This is a genomic window from Rhodococcus sp. AB351 (genome assembly GCF_049538275.1).
GTDB lineage: Bacteria > Actinomycetota > Actinomycetes > Mycobacteriales > Mycobacteriaceae > Rhodococcus.
The window spans coordinates 143095-167225 of record NZ_JBMVFW010000007.1 but is presented as its reverse complement, the minus strand read 5'-3'; the positions used below and the strand labels follow the sequence as shown (position 1 = coordinate 167225).

At 69.6% G+C, this 24131-nt stretch carries 25 protein-coding genes; 15 read left to right on the top strand and 10 right to left on the bottom strand.

The window, feature by feature from the left end; translation table 11 throughout:
* Positions 1 to 65: 65 nt before the first annotated feature.
* On the top strand, positions 66 to 407 hold the full coding sequence (locus tag ACPCXD_RS16360; protein ID WP_016693630.1) for a DUF1330 domain-containing protein: 342 nt from the start codon (positions 66 to 68) through the stop codon (positions 405 to 407).
* A gap of 1 nt (position 408) precedes the next feature.
* Here the strand turns inward: ACPCXD_RS16360 and mug are convergent, their stop codons facing one another.
* Together mug and ACPCXD_RS16350 are read right to left on the bottom strand one after the other, a co-directional pair.
* Positions 409 to 975 (bottom strand): G/U mismatch-specific DNA glycosylase, encoded by a 567-nt coding sequence (mug, locus tag ACPCXD_RS16355; protein WP_016693629.1) that lies wholly within the window; start codon positions 973 to 975, stop codon positions 409 to 411.
* 25 nt (positions 976 to 1000) lie between these two features.
* On the bottom strand, positions 1001 to 2386 hold the full coding sequence (locus tag ACPCXD_RS16350; RefSeq protein ID WP_423660322.1) for a carotenoid oxygenase family protein: 1386 nt from the start codon (positions 2384 to 2386) through the stop codon (positions 1001 to 1003).
* Positions 2387 to 2571: 185 nt separating this feature from the next.
* On the opposite strand from ACPCXD_RS16350, the gene ACPCXD_RS16345 reads away from it, so the two are divergent.
* Together ACPCXD_RS16345 and ACPCXD_RS16340 are read left to right on the top strand one after the other, a co-directional pair.
* A complete protein-coding gene (locus ACPCXD_RS16345; RefSeq protein WP_088896674.1) occupies positions 2572 to 3510 on the top strand; it encodes a restriction endonuclease in 939 nt (312 codons plus the stop codon).
* A 125-nt stretch (positions 3511 to 3635) separates the two neighbouring features.
* Entirely contained in the window at positions 3636 to 4394 is a 759-nt protein-coding gene (locus ACPCXD_RS16340; RefSeq protein WP_423660320.1) for a DUF1906 domain-containing protein, read from the top strand.
* Here ACPCXD_RS16340 and ACPCXD_RS16335 read toward each other — a convergent pair.
* From ACPCXD_RS16335 to ACPCXD_RS16325, 3 genes are all read right to left on the bottom strand, one after another.
* Positions 4391 to 5833, bottom strand: a complete 1443-nt coding sequence (locus tag ACPCXD_RS16335) for an MFS transporter (RefSeq protein ID WP_423660318.1) — start codon at positions 5831 to 5833, stop codon at positions 4391 to 4393. The genes ACPCXD_RS16340 and ACPCXD_RS16335 overlap by 4 nt on opposite strands.
* A gap of 160 nt (positions 5834 to 5993) precedes the next feature.
* The gene (locus ACPCXD_RS16330; protein ID WP_423660316.1) at positions 5994 to 6377 is read right to left on the bottom strand and encodes a hypothetical protein; all 384 of its coding nucleotides are present in this window, start codon (positions 6375 to 6377) and stop codon (positions 5994 to 5996) included.
* A gap of 89 nt (positions 6378 to 6466) precedes the next feature.
* Entirely contained in the window at positions 6467 to 7309 is an 843-nt protein-coding gene (locus tag ACPCXD_RS16325; protein ID WP_160874965.1) for an Rv1157c family protein, read from the bottom strand.
* 378 nt (positions 7310 to 7687) lie between these two features.
* Here ACPCXD_RS16325 and ACPCXD_RS16320 point away from each other — a divergent pair, with 378 nt between their 5' ends.
* Entirely contained in the window at positions 7688 to 8986 is a 1299-nt protein-coding gene (locus tag ACPCXD_RS16320) for a mannosyltransferase (RefSeq protein ID WP_423660314.1), read from the top strand.
* Here ACPCXD_RS16320 and ACPCXD_RS16315 read toward each other — a convergent pair.
* Entirely contained in the window at positions 8922 to 9218 is a 297-nt protein-coding gene (locus ACPCXD_RS16315) for a 4a-hydroxytetrahydrobiopterin dehydratase (RefSeq protein ID WP_016693621.1), read from the bottom strand. The genes ACPCXD_RS16320 and ACPCXD_RS16315 overlap by 65 nt on opposite strands.
* A 25-nt stretch (positions 9219 to 9243) precedes the next feature.
* On the opposite strand from ACPCXD_RS16315, the gene ACPCXD_RS16310 reads away from it, so the two are divergent.
* On the top strand, positions 9244 to 9666 hold the full coding sequence (locus ACPCXD_RS16310; protein ID WP_172414829.1) for a (deoxy)nucleoside triphosphate pyrophosphohydrolase: 423 nt from the start codon (positions 9244 to 9246) through the stop codon (positions 9664 to 9666).
* A gap of 24 nt (positions 9667 to 9690) precedes the next feature.
* On the opposite strand, the gene ACPCXD_RS16305 is transcribed toward ACPCXD_RS16310, so the two are convergent.
* A complete protein-coding gene (locus ACPCXD_RS16305) occupies positions 9691 to 9867 on the bottom strand; it encodes a hypothetical protein (RefSeq protein ID WP_006550584.1) in 177 nt (58 codons plus the stop codon).
* Between the two features lie 359 nt (positions 9868 to 10226).
* On the opposite strand from ACPCXD_RS16305, the gene typA reads away from it, so the two are divergent.
* From typA to ACPCXD_RS16280, 5 genes are all read left to right on the top strand, one after another.
* The gene (gene typA, locus ACPCXD_RS16300) at positions 10227 to 12113 is read left to right on the top strand and encodes a translational GTPase TypA (RefSeq protein ID WP_006550583.1); all 1887 of its coding nucleotides are present in this window, start codon (positions 10227 to 10229) and stop codon (positions 12111 to 12113) included.
* Between the two features lie 79 nt (positions 12114 to 12192).
* Entirely contained in the window at positions 12193 to 14211 is a 2019-nt protein-coding gene (locus tag ACPCXD_RS16295; RefSeq protein WP_423660311.1) for an ABC transporter family substrate-binding protein, read from the top strand.
* Positions 14190 to 15113, top strand: a complete 924-nt coding sequence (gene mshB / locus ACPCXD_RS16290; protein WP_016693617.1) for an N-acetyl-1-D-myo-inositol-2-amino-2-deoxy-alpha-D-glucopyranoside deacetylase — start codon at positions 14190 to 14192, stop codon at positions 15111 to 15113. Before ACPCXD_RS16295 ends, mshB begins: the two co-directional genes overlap by 22 nt.
* An 87-nt stretch (positions 15114 to 15200) precedes the next feature.
* Entirely contained in the window at positions 15201 to 15359 is a 159-nt protein-coding gene (locus ACPCXD_RS16285) for a hypothetical protein (protein ID WP_016693616.1), read from the top strand.
* A 77-nt stretch (positions 15360 to 15436) separates the two neighbouring features.
* Positions 15437 to 15877 (top strand): hypothetical protein, encoded by a 441-nt coding sequence (locus tag ACPCXD_RS16280; protein WP_088896679.1) that lies wholly within the window; start codon positions 15437 to 15439, stop codon positions 15875 to 15877.
* On the opposite strand, the gene ACPCXD_RS16275 is transcribed toward ACPCXD_RS16280, so the two are convergent.
* The 3 genes from ACPCXD_RS16275 to ACPCXD_RS16265 are packed head-to-tail and all read right to left on the bottom strand — an operon-like array spanning position 15834 to position 18654.
* Entirely contained in the window at positions 15834 to 16592 is a 759-nt protein-coding gene (locus tag ACPCXD_RS16275) for a uracil-DNA glycosylase (protein ID WP_160874845.1), read from the bottom strand. The two genes, ACPCXD_RS16280 and ACPCXD_RS16275, sit on opposite strands and share 44 nt — an antisense overlap.
* On the bottom strand, positions 16589 to 18100 hold the full coding sequence (locus ACPCXD_RS16270) for a PH domain-containing protein (protein ID WP_088896681.1): 1512 nt from the start codon (positions 18098 to 18100) through the stop codon (positions 16589 to 16591). The genes ACPCXD_RS16275 and ACPCXD_RS16270 overlap by 4 nt, the downstream gene beginning before the upstream one ends.
* Positions 18097 to 18654: a PH domain-containing protein gene (locus tag ACPCXD_RS16265; protein WP_088896682.1), complete on the bottom strand. Its 558-nt coding sequence runs from the start codon at positions 18652 to 18654 to the stop codon at positions 18097 to 18099. Before ACPCXD_RS16265 ends, ACPCXD_RS16270 begins: the two co-directional genes overlap by 4 nt.
* A gap of 100 nt (positions 18655 to 18754) precedes the next feature.
* Between ACPCXD_RS16265 and ACPCXD_RS16260 the strand changes: the two genes are divergently transcribed.
* The 5 genes from ACPCXD_RS16260 to ACPCXD_RS16240 all read left to right on the top strand — a co-directional run bounded on the left by ACPCXD_RS16260 (position 18755) and on the right by ACPCXD_RS16240 (position 24100).
* Positions 18755 to 18952: an Rv3202a family protein gene (locus ACPCXD_RS16260; RefSeq protein WP_088896683.1), complete on the top strand. Its 198-nt coding sequence runs from the start codon at positions 18755 to 18757 to the stop codon at positions 18950 to 18952.
* A gap of 45 nt (positions 18953 to 18997) precedes the next feature.
* A complete protein-coding gene (locus ACPCXD_RS16255; protein ID WP_229567519.1) occupies positions 18998 to 21595 on the top strand; it encodes a bifunctional FO biosynthesis protein CofGH in 2598 nt (865 codons plus the stop codon).
* Positions 21596 to 21749: 154 nt separating this feature from the next.
* Positions 21750 to 22073: a ferredoxin gene (gene fdxA, locus ACPCXD_RS16250; protein WP_006550573.1), complete on the top strand. Its 324-nt coding sequence runs from the start codon at positions 21750 to 21752 to the stop codon at positions 22071 to 22073.
* A gap of 22 nt (positions 22074 to 22095) precedes the next feature.
* A complete protein-coding gene (gene dapC / locus ACPCXD_RS16245; protein ID WP_423660307.1) occupies positions 22096 to 23208 on the top strand; it encodes a succinyldiaminopimelate transaminase in 1113 nt (370 codons plus the stop codon).
* Positions 23209 to 23395: 187 nt separating this feature from the next.
* Entirely contained in the window at positions 23396 to 24100 is a 705-nt protein-coding gene (locus tag ACPCXD_RS16240; protein WP_423660305.1) for a rhomboid family intramembrane serine protease, read from the top strand.
* The last annotated feature ends 31 nt before the right edge of the window (positions 24101 to 24131 follow it).

The following is a 24131-nucleotide window of genomic DNA, read 5'->3' as shown; positions in this document are numbered from 1 at the left end:
GGGAACGGTCACCATTACTTCCGGGGTAATCGATTCCGTGCACGACGAGGCGCAGGGTGGTCCCCATGAACGCATACGCAGTGGCTCATCTCCGCACCATCGACCTCAACGACGACATCGTCCGGTACCTCGAGACCATCGACGACACCCTCGCCCCGTACGACGGTCGCTTCCTCGTCCACGGCGTCGATCCCGAAGGGATGGAGGGACCCTTCGAGGGGAACCTCGTGATCATCGAGTTCCCCGACGTCGACCGTGCCCGGACCTGGTACGAATCCCCGGAGTACCAGGCGATCCTCCCGCTCCGCACCGAGAACTCCGAGGGATGGGCGGTCGTCGTGCAGGGCACACCGACCGGCTACCGCGCCACGCACTTCCTCGACAAGGTGTTCGGCGCTCAGCGGTAGTTCAGGACAGGATGCCGGCCGCCCGGGCCGGTTCGGCGTAGGCCCGCGCCAGAGACTCCACCGTCTCGTGGGCATTCAACCCGCTCGGATTGGGCACCACCCACAACGGGACGTCGCCGATCGTGTCGTCCTGCCGCCCGGCCTTCGCCTTGCGCCGGCCGAAGGCCGCGCGGTAGGCGGTGATGCCCGCGACCGCCACGGCGCGAGGGCGGAACTCCGCCACCACGTTCGCCAGATGACGTCCGCCCTCACGGAGTTCCTCGTCGGTGAGCTCGTCGGCGCGGGCCGTCGCACGCGGCGCCAGGTTCGTGATGCCGACACCCCGCTCGAGCAGGTGATCGCGGTCGGCGACGCTCATGCCGGACGATGCGTCGATCAGCCGGTCGACGATGCCGGCGCGGAACAGGGCGGGGTAGAAGCGGTTTCCGGGCCGCGCGAAGTGGGCTCCCGTCGCCGCGGTCCACAGTCCCGGATTGATGCCGACGAACAACAGGCGGCAACCGGGCGCGACGAGGTCGGGGATCACCGCATCGCGGAAGGACTCGAGTTCGGCTCGTGTGAAACCCATCCACCCAAACTAGCCGGAGCGACGCTCAGTCCGGCGGGAGCCAGGCTCCGTGCAGGCCGGCCGGAACGCGGATCGGCAGACGGACCCGCGCGATCGGCCCCGAGGCCGGGTCGGTCTCGGGGAAGACGAGGAACCAGCTCGTCATGTCCGCCCGGTCGGTCGCGATCGCGCCCCAGTAGCCGCCCGAATCACCCGTGAGATAGGCCGGTTCGCCGGGGGAGAGCGTCTCGTGTGCCCAGACCGATTCGGTTCCGGACGCCACATCGAACCAGAAGAGCGAATCGGCCGCTCCCGCAGGGAGTTTCTGCGTCCTGCTGCGTCCGATGGTCGCGACGACGGAGTGGCCGAGGGTCAGCGACCGGTCGTCGATGCGGGGGAACTCGATGTCGCGTTCGTGCAGGGTCGTGCGGGTCACCCCGTTGCGGCCGATCACGGCGCGTCGCAGGACGGACCGGTTCGGACCTGCCTTCTCGGTCAACGCGCCCGGATACGCCCACTCCACGTAGTCGAGTGCGACGTCACCGTCGGGCAGGTCGAACGCGTTGGCAGTGTGCCACATCCAGAAGGTGTCGGTCGAGAACCACCGCACCGCACCGCCGTCGCGGGGGACGAGCGCGACCCGCGTTCCGAGATCCGGCTTCCAGTCGAGCGGCGACCCGCCGGAGAAGATCTGCGAGAGGTCGAACACGAGCGGGGCCAGGACCAGGACGGCGTAGGTCGGCGTCAGCGCCATGTCGTGGATCATCAACGGCCGGTCGGCGCCGTCGATCGGGGTCGGCGTGCGCGTCACCGTCCCGTCCGGTGCGACCACCGACCAGGTCAGGTACGGCGGGTCGAGCATGTAGCAGAAGGCGACCATCTCACCGGTGTGCGGATCGATCTTCGGGTGCGCCGTCAGCCCGACCGGCAGGGTTCCGTCGAAGGTCTCGCGTCCGAGCGTCTCGAGGTCGGAACCCAGCGTGTACGGCGGCGCTGCCTCGGCCATCGCCATGAGCCGCCCGCCGTGCCGGACGATGTTGATGTCCGGCAGTTCGCGCATGGTGTTCGCCAGGTCCGGCCCGACCTCCTCCTCGGGAGGGAAGTACGGATCGGTGATGCCGGCCCACAGTGCGCGACCGGCCTTCTCCTCCGCGACGACCTGCGGGGTGCGCACGAACCGGTTCGAGTAGCGCGCGGTGCCCTCGGCGATCTGCACGCGGTGGACCATGCCGTCACCGTCGATCGGATAGACGTAATGGCCGATCGGGTCGAAGCGCGGATTGGGCCCGTTGCGGAGATAGCTTCCGTGCAGATCGGCGGGGAGTTCCCCGTGGACCTCGAGATCGCGGACGTCCACTTCCTCGCGTTGAGGCGCGAACAGGCCGCTGAGGTGAGGATGGTGTGCCAGGTCGACAGGCGCCGGACGTTGCATGGCGACTCGCTTCGGTGGAGGCGAAATTCTTCCGTGGGGAAATCGTAGGACCGGGGAGGGCGATCGGTTCGTGATTCGGCGCGCCCGATCCCGCACCCGCGGACAGGGGCCGTACATCGGATAGGGTTGTTGCCTACGTGCAGGACCGATAGTGCGGCCGCACGGCCGCGACGTTAGGGGAAGGTGTGCAGCGCCGGAACGCGATCGGAAACTCCGTCCGGAACACCGGAGGTGGCGAGGCCACGTTGCCGCCGTACACGGATCTTCTCTGGCCGACCGTGCAGGCGGTGATCGAGCTCGGCGGATCCGGCGTCATCGAGGAGATCGACTCCGCCGTGATCGCCCGGACCGGACTGTCCGAGGAAGCACAGGCGGTACTCCACGGCGACGGTCCCGGAACGGAGATCGAATACCGGCTGGCCTGGGCCCGGACGTACCTCAAGGGCATGGGTCTGCTGTCGAACACCCGCCGCGGCGTGTGGAGCGTGACCGACCGCGGCCGCGCCGTGCGCGAGTCGGAGATCAAACCCATGCAGGTCGCGTACACGGCCGAGAAACGCCGCAAGCGCATGGTGCGGAACGTCTCGCAGGGCGCCCAGGTCGTGCCGCTCGCGGCCGCCCCCGAGGATCCCGAACTGTGGCGCGAACCGGTCCTCGGTGCCGTCGCCGACCTGTCGGAGGACGGATTCGAACGGCTCGCCACCGCGGTGCTGCGCGCGGCCGGATTCACCACCCTGACGATTCCGGCGCCGGGCGGATCCCATGAGCCCGAGGGCGCCGGCCACGTCGAAGGCACCGGTGTCCTGCGCGTGTCGCTGCTGAGCTTCTCCGTCTTCTTCCGTTTCCTGCGGGCACCGGAGAAGGCGGGTGCCGACGTGGTCCGCGAGTTCCGCGCCGCGATGGTCGGGCGGGGCGAGAAGGGCCTGCTCGTCACCACCGGATCGTTCACCGAGGACGCGCGCGCCGAAGCCCACCGGCACGGCGCGCCGCCGATCGATCTCGTCGACGGCGACGGGTTGTGCGATCTGCTCAAGGAGCACGGTCTCGGTGTCCGTTCCACGGTGCGGACGATCGAGGACGTCTCCCTGGTGCCGGCCTTCTTCGCCGAACTGTCCGGCCGCTGACCTCGTAGCGCCGTCGCGATATCGACTGCCGCGACCTGTCGAATTCCCCGTGTGGCCGGTGGGACGCCTGTGATTGTGATGCAATACGGCGGACGTACAGACGGCAATACGAAGGACAGGTTGCGATGACCCTTTCGCGGCGGGACATGTTGCGGTACGCGACGCTCGGATCGGGCGTCGCGTTGATCTCTGCGCTCGGCGCGCCGGGCCTGGCCCAGGGGCGCCCGGTGCTCGGCACCATCGTCGACTACTCGGCCGCCGTGCCGTCGCCCTCGTCGATCCGCGCCGCCGGCCATATCGGCGCCATCCGGTACGTGTCCGATGCGCGACCCGACGCCGCGTGGATGCGCGCCAAGCCGCTCACCGGACGGGAAGCGGACGCGCTGCTCGACAGCGGGCTCGAAGTGGTCTCCTGTTACCAGTACGGCAAGGCCGCGACCGCCGACTGGCACGGTGGTTACGAGGCGGGTCTGAAGCACGCCCGGCGCGGTCTCGACCTCCACTACGCGGCCGGTGGCCCGGAGAACCGGCCGATCTACGCCTCGATCGACGACAACCCGACCTTCGAGCAGTTCACGCTCCAGGTCGTGCCGTACCTGCTGGGCTGGCAGGAAGTGGTCGGCGCCGGAAATCTCGGTGTGTACGCCAACTCGCCGACCATCGACTGGGCGTCGGCGGTCTCCCTCGGGTCCTTCTACTGGCAGCACGACTGGGGCACGCCGAAGGGCTACGTGCATCCGCGGGCGAACCTGCACCAGATTCCGGGCGAGGTCCGGATCGACGGCATCGGCGTCGACATCAACCACGTGCTCACGCCCGACTACGGCCAGTGGTCGCTCGCAGGCAGCGCACCGAGCTCCGAGCCCGGACTGCTGGGTAGTTAGCGGTCGGGGTCGGTCTCGTCGACGGGTCGCACGGAGCGGCCCGGCGGCGGGATGAGGACCGTGAAGACGAGCGCCACCACTGCCGCGCCGACCGCCACCAGGAAGCTGGCGCGGAACCCTTCGAGGGCGGGCACCACGGAGTCGCCGATGCGCTGGGTCATCGCCGCCAGCATCACGCCGACCACCGCTGCGGCGCTCGTCGTACCGATCGACCGCATCAGGGTGTTGAGGCTGTTGGCCGCGGCGGACTCGCGCAGCGGCACGGCACCCATGATGAGCGCGGGCATCGCGGCGTAGGCGAGGCCCACACCGGCGCCGATGAGCATCGAGGCGCCGACGATGTGCCAGACCTCCTGGTACAGCACGTACGCCATCAGGTAACCGAGGCCCACCAGTACCGCGCCGCAGCCGAGGGTCACGCGGGCGCCGAACCGCGTCGTGATGCGCGCCGAGACGGGGGACAACGCCATCATGACGAGCCCGGCGGGGGCGAGTGCGATTCCGGCGGTGACCATCGTCTGCCCGAAGCCGTAACCGGTTTCCGTCGGTGCCATCAGCAGCTGCGGGAACGCCAGGATGTTCGAGTACATCGAGAAGCCGAGTGCGACCGACGCGAGATTCGTCATGAGGATCGGCCGGCGGGCGGACAGTCGAAGATCCACGAGCGGTCGCGGTACCCGCAGCTCGTACAGGCCCCAGCCGACGAACACCACGAGCGCCCCGGCGAGCATCCCGAGGGTCGCCGGGGCGGTCCAGCCCCAGTCGTTGCCCTTGGTGACCGGCAGGAGCAACAACACGAGGGCGACGGAGAGCAGCAGTGCCCCGGCAATGTCGAAGCGTCCCGGATTGCGTTGCGACGACTCGGGCACGACGAACAGGATCGCGGTGATCCCCACGAGCCCGAGGACCAGGGACGCGACGAAGAGCATGTGCCAGTCGGTCGCCTGGGCGACGAAGGCCGCGGCGGGCAGGCCGATCGCGCCGCCCACACCCATCGTGGCGCTGATGGTGGCCATGGCGCCCGGGAGTCGGCGGGAGGGCAACTCGTCGCGCAGGATCGCGATACCGAGCGGGATCGCGCCCATCGCGGCGCCCTGGAGGGCCCGACCGACCACGAGCGGGACAAGGCTCGTCGCGAGCGCGCAGACCGCCGAACCGAGCACCATCAGCGAGAGCGAGGTCAGCAGCATTCGGCGTTTGCCGAACATGTCGCCGAGACGACCGCTGATCGGGGTGACCACCGCGCCGGCGAGCAGAGTCGCCGTCACGGCCCAGGACGTGTTCTCGGGTGACGCACCGACGAGCACCGGCAGCCGGGGGAGGATCGGGACGATCAGGGTCTGCATGAGCGCGACGCTGATACCGACGGTCGCGAGGACCGGCACGATGCCGCGCGGGGCAGGGACCTCCCTGGTGGAGAGCGGTGTCTCTACGGCCATGCGGCTCCTCGGTCCGGGGGCCGGGGGTGACGCGGCCTACGACGACAATTTGTGCGCAATACGAACGACGCTGACATCGTGTCTAACACGGCAGGGCCGTCGATCCCTAGTACCCTCCCGCACTCCGGACCTGCGTGGCCGTTCGAGCGGCCTCGAGGTGTCAGGACTGACAGTGCTTGTCGGGCTCGGATTCGTCGACGGTGATCGAGAGCGGCGGATGCTCGTCGGGTGCGGCATGGTCGCCGCGCCACGCCAGCAGCGACCAGCGCGACAGGCCGGACAGTGCCGAGCCGAGACTCGCGAACGACAGCGAGGACAACGCCGAACCGAACGATCCGACGGAGGCGATGGACAGGACCGACCCGCAGCTACCGATCGACAGGATCGAATACGAGGAGCCGATCGACAGGATCGACCGCTCCGAGGCGATCGACAGGATCGAGCGGTGGGAGACGAGCGAACGGCGGGAATTCACGGACGCGGCACCGGCCGGGTGCCGCAGACGACGCTGCTTCGAGGGGATGCGCGACGCGGTGGAGGCCATGCTCCGGTCTATCACGCCCGACAGCGACGGGGGAAGAGACGCGAAGGCCGCCGGGAGAAACTCCCGGCGGCCTTCGGTGAGTACGTGAATCAGGGAACGGCGACGAGACCCACGGTGGGCAGGAAGGTGCACGAACGCGGATCGGCGCCCTCGTCCTGCGTGGTGATTCCACCGGAGATCACGGCGAGGACCTGACCCGAACCGGTGTCGGCGATCGTGCTCAGCGTGGTCGGGCCGTCGGGGTTGATCTTCGCGTCGTTGGTGAGCGGCTGCGTTCCCGTGCGTCCGTTGGAGACGTTGACCCAGCTCAGGGTGAGCGGCTGCTGCTGTTCGCCGGCGGCGGGTGCGGTGCCCAGCGCGGTGAAGACGAAGCCGGTCTGGCCTGCGCCCGGTCCGGGAGGGGGAAGGTGCGACGGACCCGCGACCGCGAGGGCGGTGCCCACGGAGTCCTGGCTGTCGCCGATGCAGCCCTTGCCGATCGTCGGGTAGAGGAACTGTGAGATCACCACGGCGCCGGGCTCGGGGATCTCGGGTCCGCCGCCGCCGCTGCCGTCGAGGAAGGTGATGACGCGCTGGAGCGTGCTCTTCACGGACTCGGGGAGCTCGGAGTTCGCGAGCAGTTCCTTGGCCTGCGCCAGCAGGTCGTTCTTGCCGTCGGCCGCGTCGGCGACATCGGCGGGGCCTGCAGCCGCACCGATGATCGCGGGTGCGAGGGAAGCCAGGGCCTCGACCTCTTCGGGGTTCGCCCGGACTCCGGCCAGAAGGTCGGTCAACGACTCGACGGACAGATCGGCGGGAATTTCGAACCGGGGCAGTTCGACGAGCCCTGCCAAATCCGGCAGCGCGGGTAGCGCCGGTTGCGCGACGGCCTGCGTAGGCACGGCCAATCCCGCGGTGGCGGCGAGTGCGCACAGCGTGAGCGCCCGTCGCATTCCTCGAGTACGAAGCACTGTTCCCCATCCTTGTCGTTGAAGCATCCGGTTGTTCGGGACGAACGACCGGATGCTGACGGCTCGAGGGGACACTCTATGGACCCCCCGCACACGGGACAAGCCTGCCGTTTCGGAACGGCGCGCCCATCGCTGGTTCGGGATTCTAACCACGGGGTGTTCCGTCCCTCGGATCCTGTCGAACATAACGCGTCCGACCTGAGAAGATTGTGACTGTAGATGAAATCGTTACGGGAGTGAACTCCGGTTCGTTTGCATGCCTATCGGAACGGTAATCTCCTTCGCCGGGTCCGGTTCACCGGACGGACGTTCGACGGGAGAGGCCGCACCGCAGTGCCACGAGGGTTTCCTTCGCACCGGATGTGGTGGTGCGCGGCGTTACTGGCGCTGTCCGTCGTCGTCCGCGTGGCCTGGGGATTCATCACTCCCAACGGCATGAACCTCGTCGACCTGCACGTCTACGTCGACGGATCGGCCGCTCTGCTGCAGGGCGACCTCTACGGATTCACCTATTCGGAGGACACCCCCGACTTCCCCCTGCCGTTCACCTATCCACCCTTCGCCGCGCTCGTCTTCCTTCCCCTGCACCTGATCCCGTTCGGGATCCTGGGCGTGGCCTGGCAGCTGCTGACGGTCGCGGCGCTGTTCGCCGTCGTGTGGATCTCCCTCGAACTCGTCGTGGGTGCGCGGGCGCGGAGCCGGTCGTGGATCGGTGTCGCGATGCTGTGGACGGCTGCGGGCATATGGACCGAGCCGGTACGCACGACCCTCGACTACGGCCAGATCAACGTCTTCCTCGTCCTCGGCGTGATGCTCGCGGCCCGCAGTTCCCGATGGTGGCTGTCGGGTGGACTCGTCGGCGTACTCGCCGGGATCAAGCTCACGCCCGCCATCACCGGGCTGTACTTCCTCGCGCAGCGACGCTGGCGGGAGGCGGTGTTCTCCGCGGTCGTCTTCGTGGGGACCGTCCTGGTGAGCCTGCTCGTGCTCGGCTCCCAGGCCGCCACCTATTTCGGGTCCCTCTTCGGCGACGCGGATCGGATCGGCCCGGTCGTCTCGGTGTGGAACCAGTCGCTGCGCGGAGCTCTGGGTCGTCTCGCGGGTGAGGACGTCGGGCTCGGTCCCGTGTGGCTGGTCGGCGTCGTCGTCTGCGCGGTCCTGGCGTTCGCGGCGTGGCGGTCGCTGGGACCGCTGCCCGACGGAACACAGCCCGACGGAACACAGCCCGACGGAACACAGCCCGACGGAACACAGGATCGTCTCGGCACGCTGCTGATCGTGCAGCTGTTCGGTCTGCTCGTCTCGCCCATCTCATGGGTTCACCACTGGGTGTGGGTGGTCCCGTTGCTGCTGTGGCTGGTCTACGGGCCCCTGGCGCGATCGCTCGGTGCCCGCATCGTCGCCGCGTGCTGGGCCGTGGTCACGCTGATCGGTGTCCCGTGGGTGCTGAGTACGGCGCAGAACTCGATCTGGGACGTCGAACGTCCCGCCCCGCTCGCCTGGCTCGGCGCCGTCAACGTGGTCGGTGTCCTCGCCGTCTACGTCGTCGTGATCCTCGCCGCCCGGCGGCGCGGGACGCACGGCGAGCCGGTGACTACAGACCCGAGCGCCGTGCCTCCTCGTCGATCCGACGCGCAAGAGCCGGATCCGACTCCGTGATGCCACCGGCGGAATGCGTGCTCAACGCGAAGGTCACCTTCCGCCACCTGATGTCGATGTCCGGATGGTGATTCGCCTCCTCGGCGACGACGGCCACCCGGTCGACGAGCGCGATCGCATCGGGGAAGGTGGACGCTTCGATGGTGCGGACCAGCGACTGTCCCGCGCGGTGCCAGTGCGGCAACTCGGCCAGCGCGGCGTCGATCTCTCCGTCCGTCAGCAGCTGGGACATGACTCATTCTGGGACGATGCAGGTCATGTCTGCAAGCGCATCGTCTGCGAGTACACCGGCGCCCGACGGGCACGTCGTGGCCGGCGCCGTCATCCGGGACGGCCGCGTGCTGCTCGCCCAGCGCACGCGGCCCGTCGACCTCGCGGGCCTGTGGGAGTTGCCCGGCGGCAAGGCGGAACCGGGGGAGAGTGTGGAAGCGGCGCTCGTGCGGGAGCTGAGGGAAGAGCTCGGTGTCGAGGTGCGCGGTGCGGAGCGACTGGGTGTCGCGGTGCCGTTGGCGGGTGGTCGCGAGTTGTGTGCCTACAGGGTCGAACTCGTCTCGGGTGATCCCGAGCCGCTGGATCATGCGGCGTTGCGGTGGGTCGACGCGGACGAACTCGGGCAGGTCGATCTCGTCCCGGCCGATCGCGCGTGGATCCCCGATCTACGCGAACATCTGCGGCGCTGAGGTCATACGGCGCATGCCTTGTGGTCAGGCGGCGCGGGCCTTGTCGAGATATTTGCGCAGTTCCTTCTTGCTCAGGCCGTCGTTCTCGACCTTCTTCATGCGCATGACGACGACGGGGCATTTGAGGCACCGCGTCTTCTTGCGGCAGCACTTCTTCTTCGGCTTCAGGCCTGCGACCTTGCTCGCCTTCACCTTCCCCATACGTCCCGCCTGCCTTCCACGGTCCTGCGCGGCGAATCCACCGGCGGGCGAAGGTTAGCATCCCCTTACTTGTGAACCAAGGGGTGTATGTGGTGCCGGATTCGGCGGTTACGTCTCCTGTGGGAGTGTCGAGCGTCACCCCGATCGTCGCCGACCTGCAGGTATCGGATGAGGTAGAAGCGGCGACCGACAAGCGGCCTGTAAAGTGTATTGACGGCCGCAATGCCTGCACGCCGAGAATCGGACGGGGCAGGTAGCTCGCAATCTCGCGTCGCGGCCATCGAGACGAACGCCGTACGGGCGAGGTGCCGACCGGGTCCAGTGCCGTGTGGCCGGACTACAGCCAGGAGAGCTATCGCGTGAGCACCGCTGATTTTCGGAACGTCGCCATCGTGGCGCACGTCGACCATGGAAAGACCACTCTCGTCGACGCCATGTTGCGCCAGTCGGGCGCGTTCGCCGAACGTGCGGAACTCGTCGACCGGGTCATGGACTCGGGCGACCTCGAGCGCGAGAAGGGCATCACCATTCTCGCGAAGAACACCGCGGTGCACCGTCACCACCCGGACGGCACCGTCACTGTCATCAACGTCATCGACACCCCCGGCCACGCCGACTTCGGCGGTGAGGTCGAGCGCGGCCTGTCCATGGTCGACGGCGTCGTCCTGCTGGTCGACTCCTCCGAGGGCCCGCTGCCGCAGACCCGCTTCGTGCTCCGCAAGGCGCTCGCCGCGTCGCTGCCGGTGATCCTCGTGGTCAACAAGACCGACCGACCGGACGCCCGCATCGCCGAGGTCGTCGAGGAGAGCCAGACCCTGCTGCTCGACCTCGCGTCCGACCTCGACGACGAGGCCGCCGAAGCCGCCGAGCTCGCCCTCGAGCTGCCCGTCCTCTACGCCTCCGGTCGTGAGGGCAAGGCCTCGAAGAAGCAGCCCGAGAACGGCCAGGTCCCCGACGCCGAGAACCTCGACGAGCTCTTCGAGGTCCTCATGGAGTGCATCCCCGCACCCAAGGGCGATCCGTCGGCGCCGCTGCAGGCCCACGTCACCAACCTCGACGCCTCCGAGTTCCTCGGTCGTCTCGCGCTGCTGCGCATCCACCAGGGTGAGCTGCGCAAGGGCCAGACCGTCGCGTGGATGCACGCCGACGGCGTCAAGAACGTCAAGATCACCGAGCTGCTCAAGACCGTCGGTGTCGAGCGGCAGCCCGGCGAGGTCGCGGTCGCCGGCGACATCGTCGCCGTGGCCGGTATCCCGGAGATCATGATCGGCGACACCCTCGCCGATCCGGAGAACCCGGTGGCGCTGCCGCGCATCACCGTCGACGAGCCGGCCATCTCGATGGTCATCGGCACCAACACCTCGCCGCTCGTCGGCCGGGTCAAGGGCCACAAGCTCACCGCCCGCATGGTCAAGACGCGGCTCGACTCCGAGCTCGTCGGCAACGTGTCGCTGCGCGTCCTCGACATCGGACGACCCGACGCGTGGGAGGTTCAGGGCCGAGGCGAACTCGCCCTCGCCATCCTCGTCGAGCAGATGCGCCGTGAAGGCTTCGAGCTGACCGTCGGCAAGCCGCAGGTGGTCACCCGCACCATCGACGGCAAGCTGCACGAGCCCTACGAGGAGCTGACCATCGACAGCCCCGAGGAGCACCTCGGTGCCATCACCCAGCTGCTCGCGAACCGCAAGGGCAAGATGGTCCAGATGACCAACCAGGGCACCGGTTGGGTCCGTATGGAGTTCATCATCCCGTCGCGCGGTCTGATCGGTTTCCGCACCGACTTCCTCACGGAGACCCGTGGCACCGGCATCTCGAACGCCATCTTCCACGGTTACGCGCCGTGGGCCGGCGAGATCCGCGCCCGCCACACCGGTTCGCTCGTCTCCGACCGTGCCGGCTCGGTCACCCCGTTCGCGATGATCCAGCTCGCCGACCGCGGCACGTTCTTCGTCGAACCGGGCAGCGACACCTACGAGGGCCACGTCGTGGGCATCAACCCGCGCGCCGAGGACCTCGACATCAACGTCACCCGCGAGAAGAAGCTCACCAATATGCGCTCTTCGACCGCCGACGTGATGGAGACCCTCGCCAAGCCGATCGAGCTGACCCTCGAGGCCGCGCTCGAGTTCTGTGCTGCGGACGAGTGCGTCGAGGTCACCCCGGAGGACGTGCGCGTGCGGAAGCTGCACCTCTCGCAGACCGACCGCGCGCGTGCGCGGTCGCGGGAGAAGGCCCGTAACAAGTAGTCCAGGTGTGGGGTGGCCCCGGCGAGCGCATGCTGGCCGGGGCCACCCATGTACCACCTGCCTCACGGAAGGAGCCCGAGTGTCGCGTACGCGCGCTCGTCGCCGACTGATCGGGGCGACGGCCGGCCTGGCCGTGGCTGCGCTGGTCCTCACCGGCTGCACCGCCGACCCGCCGCCTCCCATCGAGCAGACGGAGCCGACCACGACTCCCGCTCCAGCTCCGAAGCGCAGCACGGTGGTGGTCGCGATCGACGAGGTCGGCTCGGGATTCAACCCCCACCTGCTCGCAGACCAGTCGCCCGTCGCGAACGCCGTTGCCGAACTCGTGCTCCCGAGTGCTTTCCGGGCCGTGCCCGACCCGGAGAATCCCGCTGCCACACTGTGGGTTCCGGACGACTCGCTGCTGCTGTCCGCAGAGGTCACCGACGAGGCGCCGTTCACCATCAACTACCGCCTGCGCGACGAGGCCCAGTGGTCGGACGGAGCGCCGATCGCCGCCGAGGACTTCCGGTATCTGTGGCGGCAGATGGTCACCCAGCCCGGCGTGGTCGATCCCGCCGGCTACCGCCTGATCGACGACATCCGGTCGTCGGGCGGAGGCAAGACCGTCACCGTCACCCTGCGCGAGCCGTATCCGGCCTGGCGCGAACTGTTCACCAACCTGCTGCCCGCGCACCTGGTCAAGGACACTCCGGGCGGCTTCTCCACCGGCCTGTCCGAGACGATCCCCGTGTCGGGCGCGCGATTCCACGTCGACAACGTCGACCGCGGACGCGCCGAGGTACTGCTCGAACGCAACGACCGGTTCTGGGGCACCCCGGCCGGACCCGACGAACTGCTCATGCGCCGCGCCGGCACCGACGCCCAGGTGACCGAATCGGTGCGCAGCGACGACGCCCAGGTGGTCCAGAGCGCGGGCGGTGTCGCTCTCGAAGCGCAGCTCGCCGCCGTGCCGGGCGTGCGGACCGGCGTCCAGCTCCAGCCGCGCACCCTCGATCTGACCCTCAACACCCGCACCGCCGAACTGGCCGACGCGGTCGTCCGGCGAGGCGTGCTCGACCTGCTGGATCCCGAGCTGCTCGGACTCGTCGCCACGGCCGACAGCACCGAGGTCGTGCGGGCGCGGGCCCAGGTGCTCGCGCCGTCCGATCCGGGCTACACCGACACGATGCCGCCGCGTCTGCCCCGGGAGCAGGCCCTCGACCGTCTCGCCGAGGCCGGATATCTGCCCGTTCCGCCTGCCGTGCCCCCGGTGCCGGCAGACCCGGACGCACCCGACCCCGGAACACCCGGGAACGATGCACCGGAGACCGAGGCATCCGAGACCGGTACATCCGGGACTGCGGTGCCGACGAGCGCGACTCCCGAACCGGGAACCCCGAGCGGACCGGCCCTGCCCGAGGGCACCCTGGCCCGGAACGGCGTGCCGTTGACGCTGGTCGTGGGCGTGCCGGAGGGCGACGAGACCGCCCGCGCCGTCGCACGTACCGCCGTCGACCTGTGGCGCGGCGCCGGGATCGACGCGTCGGTCGACGAACTGCCCCCCGACGAGCTGTACGGCGAAGCCCTCGTCGAGGGCACCGTGCACGCGGTCGTCGGCTGGATGCGTGCCGGTGGAGACCCCGCCACCGCCGCGCTGTCCCGATTCGGATGCGTCCCGGTGGCCGCAGCACCCACGGCGGCGGGGGAGGACCTGCCGACCGCGCCCGAGTCCGGCCTCCCGGCGCAGCCCGACGCCCCCGGGACGACGGAGGCGGCACAGCCGTCGGACCCCGCGACCACCACGCTCGACGAGGACGACGTCGAGGAACGTGAGGATGCGCTCGCAGCGCAACTCGAAGCTCCGAGCAACCTCTCGGGCGCGTGCGATCCCGGTCTCGAGCCCGATCTGCTCGCTGGGCTGAACGGCACCACCGACCCGGCGAAGGTCGTCGCCGACGCACAGACCAGGCTGTGGGATCTCGCGGTGAACCTGCCGATCCTGCAGGACCGCGCCGTCGTCGCCGCCGGCCCCGGTGTCGAGAACGTCTCGCTGACAGCCGCCGTCGCCACCGGTATTCTCGGCGACGCCCATCTGTGGGGAAGGACCACACCGTGACCGATACTCCGGGGGCTCTCCCCGACGTTGCGGATCGACGACTTCTGCTCGTCCACGCCCATCCCGACGACGAAACCCTCACCACCGGCGGCACCATCGCCCGGTACGTCGCCGAAGGCGCCGAGGTCACCGTCGTGACCTGCACGCTCGGCGAGGAGGGCGAAGTGATCGGCGACGAGTGGGCACAGCTCACCGCCGACCGCGCCGATCAGCTCGGCGGGTACCGCATCCTCGAACTCACCCGGGCGCTCGGAGCGCTCGGCGTCGACCGGCCGCGCTTCCTCGGCGGTGCCGGGCACTGGCGCGACTCGGGAATGGCGGGCACCCCGTCCGCCGCCAACCCCCGCGCCTGGGTCAACGCCGACCGCGAGGAAGCGGTCGAGGCGCTCGTCGCCGTGATCCGTGAGACGCGTCCGCACGTGGTCGTCACCTACGACCCGTTCGGTGGCTACGGGCACCCCGACCACATCGCGGTGCACGAGAGGGTGACCGCGGCCGTCGAAGCGGCCGGCACCGAGGACTATCCGTCCGCCGGGGCGGCGTGGACCCCCGCGAAGGTCTACTGGACCGTCGCCGAACGGTCCGCGCTCGAACGCGGCATCGCCGCCATGGGCGCGCTGCCCGAGGGCTGGCGCCGACCGGAGCCCGGCGAACTGCCGAGCGTGCCCGACGACGAGGTCACCACCGTCGTCGACGTCCGTTCGGTCCTCGACGCGAAGCGGACCGCGATGGCCGCGCACGCGACCCAGGTGCTGGTCGCGGAGGACGGCGAGCAGTTCGTGCTCTCCAACCTCGTCGCCCAGCCCGTCTTCGACCAGGAGCACTTCGTGCTCGTGCGCGGGCAGCTCGGCCTGACCGACTCCACGGGACGAGAGGACGACCTCTTCTCCGGCATCGGCTAGTGTGATCCGCGTCATCAACGAGGCTTCGAGTGGCTCGCGCCACCCGGGCTCGTGCACTACGCAGACACACCGTGCAGGGGGTTGTCGATGTACAACTGGTCCGTCCAGAACCAGATCGTCGCGTTCGTGGATTCGTTGAGGCCGTACGCCGACGAGATCCGGGCCGACTACTGGCACGCCCTGTACTCCTTCGCCGACCAGCAGAGCGCGCTGCTCACCATGCTCGGATACCCGCCGGTTCCCTGACATCCGGTGCCTGGTCCGCGGATGGTTCCGCGGACCCCGGTTGCGCTCGCGCGCGTCCGGTAGCGCACCATCGAAGCATGACGGTCGATCCAGCAACCGCTGCACCCCTAGCGTCACCGGTGGACGTCCAGCCCCGCCGGGGACTCGTCGCGCTGCTCGTGCTCGACGGTGCGCTGTGCGCCCTGTTGTCGGTCTTCTACCTCGGCCTGTACATCGCCGGGGTGCCCTTCCCGATCACCATCCTGTTGGCCGGCGCCGCGAACCTGCTCCTCGTGATGGCGGTCCGCGCCGAGACCGGCTCCCTGCGCAGCGCGGCCCTGCCGCTGCTGGCCTGGGCCGTCGTCTTCCTCGTCTGCCTCGTGGGCGGGCCGGGCGGCGATCAGCTCGCGCTCGGCGACTGGCGGACCCTGCTGCTGCCCGTGGCTGCGCTCGCCCCCGCCGGCGGATACCTGTTCTCGGCCCGTATCAAGGAGATCACTCAGGCAGTGGGAGGGACGCAGCCCGCGCCGCGTCCCTGAGCACGTCGGTCACCATCTCCTTCGTCAACCGGCCGGTGAAGGTGTTCTGCTGGCTGACGTGATAGCAACCGAACAGGTGCAGCGGGTGCTCCCGTGCCTCGGTGGGGGCCAGCAGCGCGTGCGCACCGTGTCCGAACTTCGGGCGGGGAACCGGGATCGTCCACCCCGCGGCCGACAGGACGGGCAGCAGCGCCTGCCACCCGAACCCGCCGAGGACGACGACCGACCGCAGTGTGGGAGCGAGCAGGTCGAGTTCCTGTTCGAGCCAGTGCCGGCAGGTGTCGCGTTCGACGACCGTGGGGCGATTGGCCGGTGGCGCGCAGTGCACCGGCGAGGTGATGCGGGTGCCGAACAGTTCGAGCCCGTCGTCGATGTGTGTCGCGGTCGGTTGCGATGCGAGTCCCGCGTCGTACAGGGCCGCATACAGCACGTCACCCGACCGGTCTCCCGTGAACATCCGTCCGGTGCGGTTCCCGCCGTGCGCGGCGGGCGCCAGCCCGACGATCAGCAGGGACGCATCGGCCGGACCGAAGCCCGGGACGGGCCGGCCCCAGTACTCCTCGTCGCGGAAGGCCGCTCGTTTCTCCCGGGCGACCTGCTCACGCCATGCGACCAGCCGCGGACACGCGTAGCAGTCGACGAGCGCGTCGTCGAGTTCGGTCAGCGTCGTCGGGGGAGTGCCGTGCAGGGGGCCTTTACCGGACGTGGGTTTCATCGGTCGATCCATGCTTCTCCCATACCCGGTGTGACCTCCTGGACAAGCGCCCACGCCTCGTCCACCGGGATGTCGATCACCTCGTAACGTCCCGCACCCGCCGGGGTCGCCGCGACGACGGTCGCGAGACCCGCACGGCGCTGGAAGAAGGTCTGCCGCACCGTCCAGCCGATCACACCGTCCGCGTCGAGGCAGATGCGCTGCCGGTCGATCGAGCCGCTGCGGGCGACGAGATGCCCGTCGACGACGGCGTGGCCGAGACCCCGGTAGCGGTCCTGCGCCAGCGCGCACGCCCCCGCGACCAGCACCACGACCACCGTGGCGATCACGGCGAACGGCACGCGCCGGTCGGTGACGGTCAGGGCGACGAGTCCGGCGACGACCACGACGGCCACCGGCGACAACGTCCGCGTGTAGCGGCGACGACGGGCACGGGGACCGTGGCTGCGCAGCGGAACCTCGAGCGGCAGCCGCCCGGTGAGCACCTCGGCCGCGACCCGCCGGACCTCCTCGTCGGGTGCGGACGGCAGGACCAGCGACGAACCGCCCTGCTGCGCGGTCCTGCCCGTCATGACGGCATCGAGCCGCGCGGCACCGACGAGCCGCAGCGCCAGGGGCTCGCGCAGCGCAACTCCACGCAGCCGCGCCCGGTCGAGGGTGGTGTGACGGGTCGTGAGCAGGCCGTGCGCGATGCGCAGGACCCGGTTGTCGTCGGTCACCTGCAGATCGCCGTAGAGCAGCAGGTACCGCACGCATGCGGCCGGGCTGGCGACGAGCACGACGACCAGCACGAGGATCACGAGCGCGACCACCAGGCCGAGGTCCTCTGCGGTCTCCACCGCGCGGCGGACGACCTGCGATTCTGCGATCCACCGGCCGAGCCCGAACTGGAAGGCGGCACCGGCGATGGCCGCGACGGCGAGCAGGCCCGTCGTGGAGAAGGGGGCGTAGCGCACCCAGGCCGGGTCGAAGCGCGCCAGCTGACGCTCGGTGACGGCAGGGGTCGGGGTCGCCTCGGCCGGCGCCTCGTCCTGCTGCCCGCCCCTCAGGAGAACGGCACGGAGCTCGGGGACGGCCGCGATCGGGATGCCGTTGAGTTCGAACCGGTTGCGATCGGCGCCCCCGCTCTGGCCCGTGCCGATCTTCACGAGCGCGAGGCCCAGCACGCGGTGCAGGAGGCGTTGCTCGACGTCCACCGACCGGATACGGCTACGGGGGATCGACAACTCGCGTCGTTGCAGCAGGCCGCGGCGGAGTTCGACGTGCTGCGGTCCCACGCGGTAGGTGGTGGTGAACCAGCGCAGCAGACCGACCAGCACGAGCACGCCCGTCGCTGCGAGGCCCCACACGGGATTGCCGCTGGTGGTCCCGATGACGAACGAGCCGGCGAGGACGGGCAGCAGGCGCAGGATCTCCTCGATCGGGTGGATCAGCAGCATCCGGCGATCGAGGCGCGACCACGGCACCTCCTCGTCCGTCCCGGCCACGGGCGCGACGGCCTCGTTCATGTCGCGTCCGCCTCCGAGCTCGCCGCGAGCGTGGTCAGACGGGCGACGGTCTCGTCGGCGACCCGGCTGTCGAGGCCGACGATCTCCACCGCACCCGCAGCGGAAGCAGTGGTGACGGTGACGGTGGTCAGATCGAGCCACCGGTCGAGCGGGCCTCGCTCGGTGTCGACGGTCTGGATCCGGGAGATCGGCGCGATGCGGTGTTCCTGCGTCCACCAGCCCGAACGCGTGTAGACCGCGGTCGCGTCCATCTCCCAGCGATGGACGCGGTAACGCCAGACCGGCACCACCGCGACGTGCAGCGCACCGAGGACGACGGTCGCGACCGCGGCGGCGATGTGCCATCCGGCGCCCACCGGTGCGACGAGCACCCACACGACCTGCGCGACGACCAGCGGCAACCACATCAGCGCTGCACTCACGGCCCACAGCACACGCGCCTTCGGGCTCGGCCGCCACGACGGTTCCCTCATCACCACGCTCGTCGCTGCCGTGTTGTCGGCCGACCCCGCCGGCGAACTCTCGTCGTCCTCCACCCGCACCTCCTGCTCCATCGGGCCCCGTGTCCGGTTCCACGCTAGGCTGGGATCCGTAGAACCGGCCGGGCTCGCCCGATCCGATCTCACGATCGGGCCCTATCAGGAGGAGATCGCAATGACGGAGTCGAATGCGCTCGGCATCGAGATCCAGTCCGACAACGATTCCGAGGCCGACCGGCTCGAGCAGGCCATTCCCGTCTACGACGATCCTGTCGACGACCTGCCTTCGGACGTGCCCCTCGAAGCCGACCCGGCAGACACCTACGAGCAGTCCCGCGAAGTCCCGGCGGACGACGACTACCCGCGCGGATAGACCCCGAAGTGGCATGGGGGTGCTCGTAGGCGCATGATCGGGCCCATGACCGATTCCGCAGACGACACCCCGCAGTCCGCGATGCTCCCGACCCCCAGCGTGCGTCCCGGCGCCGCGTCCCGATCCACGGCTACTCCCTCGGGAATGCGTCGGGCGTTGCGCCGGGCGCGCGACGGGGTCGCGCTGAACGTCGACGAAGCGGCGGTCCTGCTGCAGGCCCGGGGCGCCGATCTCGAGGATCTCTGTGCGTCGGCGGCGCGGGTGCGCGATGCCGGCCTCCTCGCGGAGGGACGCCCCGGCACGGTCACCTATTCGCGCAAGGTCTTCGTCCCCATCACCCGGCTGTGCCGGGACCGATGCCACTACTGCACCTTCGTCACCGTCCCCGGCAAGCTCCGCGCCGAGGGTCACGGCATGTACCTCGAACCCGACGAGATCCTCGAGATCGCCCGTCAGGGAGCCGAACTGGGGTGCAAGGAAGCCCTGTTCACACTCGGCGACCGACCCGAGGACCGGTGGCCCGAAGCGAAGCAGTGGCTCGACGAACGCGGTTACGACTCCACCCTCGACTACGTGCGCGCGATGGCGATCCGCGTCCTCGAGGAGACCGGTCTGTTGCCGCACCTCAACCCCGGGGTGATGAGCTGGGCCGAGATCTCGCGGCTGAAGCCGGTCGCCCCGTCGATGGGCATGATGCTCGAGACCACCTCCGAACGGTTGTTCACCGAGAAGGGGCAGTGCCACTACGGCAGCCCCGACAAGGATCCTGCGGTGCGGCTGCGGGTGCTCACCGACGCGGGCCGACTCGCGGTGCCGTTCACCACCGGCATCCTCGTCGGCATCGGTGAGGACTTCACCGAGCGCGCCGAATCGATCCACGCGATCCGCAAGTCGCACAAGGCATTCGGTCACATCCAGGAAGTGATCGTCCAGAACTTCCGCGCCAAGGACGACACCGCGATGCGCGAGCACGACGACGCCGATCTCGACGAGTTCCTCGCCGCGATCGCCGTCGCACGGCTCGTCCTCGGACCGGGAATGCGCATCCAGGCCCCGCCGAATCTCGTCTCGCTCGACGAGTGCCGCGCGCTGCTCGGGGCGGGTGTCGACGACTGGGGTGGCGTCTCGCCGTTGACGCCCGATCACGTCAATCCCGAACGACCCTGGCCGAACCTCGACACCCTGGCGCGCCTGAGCTCCGAGGCCGGCTTCGAGCTCACCGAACGGATCGCGGCGCAGCCGAAATACGTGCTCGCCGAGCAGCCGTGGATCGATCCGCGCATCACTGCTCACGTGCACGCCCTCGCCGATCCGGACACGGGCCTCGCACGCGAGGTGATCCCGTCCGGACTGCCCTGGCAGGAGCCCGACATCGACTGGGAGTCGTCGGGCCGGGTCGACCTGAACTCCGAGATCGACGTGACCGGACGCAACACCGAGCACCGCTCCGATCTGGGGAGCGCCTTCGGCGACTGGGAGACCGTCCGCGAACAGGTGCTCGAACTGGGTGCCTCCGCGCCGGTGCGGCTCGACAGCGACGTGCTCTCGGCGCTGCGCTCCGCGGAACGGGATCCGGGCGGTTGCACCGAAGCGGAGTACATCGCCCTCGCCAACGCCGACGGCGCCGGTCTCGAAGCGCTCGTGGCGCTCGCCGACCAGTTGCGCCGCGACACCGTCGGCGACGACGTCACCTACGTCGTCAACCGGAACATCAACTTCACCAACATCTGCTACACCGGCTGCCGGTTCTGTGCGTTCGCGCAGCGCAAGGGCGACGCCGACGCGTTCACCCTCTCGGCGAGCGAGGTCGCCGACCGCGCGTGGGAGGCGCACGTCGCCGGCGCCACCGAGGTGTGCATGCAGGGCGGCATCGACCCGGAGCTGCCGGTGACCGGCTACGCCGATCTCGTCCGCGCCGTCAAGGCGCGGGTGCCGTCGATGCACGTCCACGCGTTCTCGCCGATGGAGATCGTCAACGGTGTCGCGCGCAGCGGCACGTCCATCCGGGACTGGCTCACCGAGCTGCGCGAGGCGGGGCTCGACACCATCCCGGGCACCGCTGCGGAGATCCTCGACGACGAGGTGCGGTGGGTGCTCACCAAGGGCAAGCTCCCGACCGCCGAGTGGATCGAGGTCGTGACCACCGCGCACGAGGTGGGACTGCGCTCGAGCTCGACGATGATGTACGGGCACGTCGACCAGCCGTACCACTGGGTCGGCCACCTCGAAGTGATCCGCGGGATCCAGGACCGCACGGGCGGATTCACCGAGTTCGTGCTGTTGCCCTTCGTGCACCAGTCGTCGCCGCTGTATCTGGCCGGCGCGTCGCGCCCCGGCCCGACCATGCGCGACAACCGTGCCGCGCACGCCCTCGCCCGGGTCATGTTGCACGGCCGGATCGACAACATCCAGACCAGCTGGGTGAAGCTGGGTGTCGCCGGGACGCAGGCCATGCTCGAGGGCGGCGCCAACGACCTCGGCGGCACGCTCATGGAGGAGACGATCTCGCGCATGGCGGGCTCGCAGCACGGCTCGGAGAAGACCGTCGCCGAACTCGTCGCGATCGCCGAGGGCATCGGGCGGCCGGCGCGCCAGCGGACCACCGCGTACACGCCGATCGAGCTCCCGGTCACCTCGGGCTGACCCGCCGCGGCGGCCGGCACTCCGAAGTAGGGGACCCTTACTCCGGAGGGTCGCACGGGGACGGGGGATACTGGAGGACCGTGGGCGTCGAGGGCGCCCGCTCGGGCGAGACCGCGCAGGTCGGCGGGCTTACAGAGAGGCAGGGAGAACAGCAGTGACGTACACGATTGCGGAACCGTGCGTGGACGTGTTGGACAAGGCATGCATCGAGGAGTGCCCCGTCGACTGCATCTACGAGGGCGGTCGCATGCTGTACATCCACCCCGACGAGTGCGTCGACTGCGGTGCGTGCGAGCCCGTGTGCCCCGTCGAAGCGATCTTCTACGAGGACGACGTCCCGGACGAGTGGTCCGAGTACGTCAAGGCCAACGTCGACTTCTTCAACGATCTCGGCTCGCCCGGCGGCGCCGCGAAGCTCGGCAAGGTCGACTACGACCCGCCGTTCGTCAAGAACCTCCCTCCCATGGGCGAAGAGTGACGAACGGACCGGTGGAACTTTCGTGAGTACGCGTGTCCGCCGTTCGGTGGCGAAGAGCCTTCCGGACTTCCCCTGGGATTCCCTGACCGACGCGAAGGCGAAGGCAGCGGCGCATCCCGACGGCATCGTCAACCTGTCGGTGGGCACACCGGTCGACCCGGTCGCCCCCGTGATCCGGGAGGCGCTCGTCTCCGTCGCGGAGGAGCCGGGTTATCCGATCACGCACGGCACCGCCGAACTGCGGCGGGCGGCCGTGGGTGCACTCGAACGGCGCTACGGCATCACCGGTCTCGACGACTCGGCGATCCTGCCGGCGATCGGCACCAAGGAGATGATCGCCTGGCTGCCGTCGCTGCTCGGCCTCGGCGCCGACGATCTCGTCGTGATCCCCGAACTGGCGTACCCGACCTACGAGGTGGGTGGCCTGCTCGCCGGTGCCCGCATCATCCGCGCCGACGGGCTGACCCGCCTCGGTCCCGAGGTCGCGTCGCTGGTCTTCGTGAACTCGCCGTCGAACCCCACCGGCAAGGTGCTCGGACCCGACCACCTGCGCAAGGTCGTCGACTGGGCGCGCGGCCGCAACGCGATCGTCGTCTCCGACGAGTGCTATCTCGGACTCACCTGGGAGGGTGAGGCCCTGTCGATTCTGCACCCGAGCGTGTGCGGGGGCGACCACACCAACCTCCTCGCGGTGCACTCGCTGTCGAAGACCTCGAATCTCGCGAGCTACCGGGCCGGTTTCGTCACCGGCGACGCCGACCTCGTCGCCGACCTGCTCGAGGTCCGCAAGCACTCCGGCATGATGCTGCCGCTGCCGATCCAGGCCGCGATGACCGCGGCACTGAACGACGACGAGCACGAGAACGCCCAGCGCGAGAAGTACCGCAAGCGTCGCGAGGTGCTCCTCGAGGCCGTGCGCGGCGCCGGCTTCACCGTCGACCATTCGGAGGCGGGCCTGTACCTGTGGGCGACGCGCGGTGAGGAATGCCGCGCGACCGTCGACTGGTTCGCCGAACGCGGCATCCTCGTCGCACCCGGCGAGTTCTACGGTCCCGGTGGTGTCCTGCACGTCCGGATCGCGCTGACCGCGACCGACGAGGCCATCGACGCCGCCGCTGCCCGGCTGCGCGGATAGAGCGCAGCCTCCGGCTCCGCACGAAGTTCACCCGCCCCACGTGAATGCGGATCGTGGGGGAGGTTGTGTGCGGAATTCTCGAGAAACGCGCACACAACCGCCCCGTCGATCGTCTCGTCGGTGGCTCTCCTGTGTCGGACGTCGCCGACGCACCGCCGGGCGAGCGGCTCGCCGGTAGATTGGCCCCGTGAGTTCGTCCGGTGAGGATCCGCTGCTGTGGGTGCTCTATGTCGCTGTGGTGGCGATCGCTGCGGCGAGCGCATCACGCTCCCACTCGGGAAGTGCCGCCCGCGCGACGACGCGATCGTTCTGGTGGCCCCCGCCGGTCGCGGCGACGATCCTGTGGTCGGTGGTCGCCGTGGCCTCGCTCGCTCGGCTCGTCTTTCCCGGACTGCTCGACGTCTTCCGGCGGCAGCCGGTGCGCACCCGTGACTCGGGGGAGTGGTGGCGCGTCCTCACCGCCGGTCTGATCGAGGACGGCGGCGTGCTCCTCACCGTCGTGAACCTGCTGTTGCTCGCGGTGGTCGCCGTCGCGATCGTGCGGGTGTGGGGGTGGTACCGCGCCCTCGGCCTGTTCGTGGTCGGCCAGGTGCTGTGGGGGTTGTTCACCACCTTCGTCTTCCCGTCCGACGGCGCGGGAACGACCGGCGCGACCCTCGCGTCCGCCGCGACCCTGGCGGGACTGTGGCCGGTCGTCGGAGCGACCCGCCCGTTGCTCGTCGCCTCCGCGGCGACCTTCCTGCTCGGTGTGGTCCTCGTGATCGCGGGCGACGCGCACGGCGTGGCCGTCCTCATCGGAATGCTGCTGGGCGCGGTTCTGGCCACCGTGCTTCCCCCGGTGCACCTCACGCGGGCATCGGTGTCCGCGGCACGCGGCGACATCCGTACCTGACCGCCTCTGCAGGAGAGCGGCAGCGATATGG

What these genes read in the sequence shown, in the direction of transcription:
- ACPCXD_RS16275 (WP_160874845.1), bottom strand. Translation starts at nt 16,592, where the DNA reads ATGAAACCCACGTCCGGTAAAGGCCCCCTGCACGGCACTCCCCCGACG.
- ACPCXD_RS16260 (WP_088896683.1), top strand. Translation starts at nt 18,755, where the DNA reads ATGACGGAGTCGAATGCGCTCGGCATCGAGATCCAGTCCGACAACGAT.
- ACPCXD_RS16265 (WP_088896682.1), bottom strand. Translation starts at nt 18,654, where the DNA reads ATGGAGCAGGAGGTGCGGGTGGAGGACGACGAGAGTTCGCCGGCGGGG.
- ACPCXD_RS16280 (WP_088896679.1), top strand. Translation starts at nt 15,437, where the DNA reads ATGACGGTCGATCCAGCAACCGCTGCACCCCTAGCGTCACCGGTGGAC.
- ACPCXD_RS16315 (WP_016693621.1), bottom strand. Translation starts at nt 9,218, where the DNA reads ATGTCCCAGCTGCTGACGGACGGAGAGATCGACGCCGCGCTGGCCGAG.
- ACPCXD_RS16270 (WP_088896681.1), bottom strand. Translation starts at nt 18,100, where the DNA reads ATGAACGAGGCCGTCGCGCCCGTGGCCGGGACGGACGAGGAGGTGCCG.
- ACPCXD_RS16350 (WP_423660322.1), bottom strand. Translation starts at nt 2,386, where the DNA reads ATGCAACGTCCGGCGCCTGTCGACCTGGCACACCATCCTCACCTCAGC.
- mug (WP_016693629.1), bottom strand. Translation starts at nt 975, where the DNA reads ATGGGTTTCACACGAGCCGAACTCGAGTCCTTCCGCGATGCGGTGATC.
- ACPCXD_RS16310 (WP_172414829.1), top strand. Translation starts at nt 9,244, where the DNA reads ATGTCTGCAAGCGCATCGTCTGCGAGTACACCGGCGCCCGACGGGCAC.
- ACPCXD_RS16305 (WP_006550584.1), bottom strand. Translation starts at nt 9,867, where the DNA reads ATGGGGAAGGTGAAGGCGAGCAAGGTCGCAGGCCTGAAGCCGAAGAAG.
- ACPCXD_RS16325 (WP_160874965.1), bottom strand. Translation starts at nt 7,309, where the DNA reads ATGCGACGGGCGCTCACGCTGTGCGCACTCGCCGCCACCGCGGGATTG.
- ACPCXD_RS16360 (WP_016693630.1), top strand. Translation starts at nt 66, where the DNA reads ATGAACGCATACGCAGTGGCTCATCTCCGCACCATCGACCTCAACGAC.
- ACPCXD_RS16285 (WP_016693616.1), top strand. Translation starts at nt 15,201, where the DNA reads ATGTACAACTGGTCCGTCCAGAACCAGATCGTCGCGTTCGTGGATTCG.
- ACPCXD_RS16255 (WP_229567519.1), top strand. Translation starts at nt 18,998, where the DNA reads ATGACCGATTCCGCAGACGACACCCCGCAGTCCGCGATGCTCCCGACC.
- ACPCXD_RS16335 (WP_423660318.1), bottom strand. Translation starts at nt 5,833, where the DNA reads ATGGCCGTAGAGACACCGCTCTCCACCAGGGAGGTCCCTGCCCCGCGC.
- ACPCXD_RS16330 (WP_423660316.1), bottom strand. Translation starts at nt 6,377, where the DNA reads ATGGCCTCCACCGCGTCGCGCATCCCCTCGAAGCAGCGTCGTCTGCGG.
- ACPCXD_RS16340 (WP_423660320.1), top strand. Translation starts at nt 3,636, where the DNA reads ATGACCCTTTCGCGGCGGGACATGTTGCGGTACGCGACGCTCGGATCG.
- ACPCXD_RS16320 (WP_423660314.1), top strand. Translation starts at nt 7,688, where the DNA reads ATGTGGTGGTGCGCGGCGTTACTGGCGCTGTCCGTCGTCGTCCGCGTG.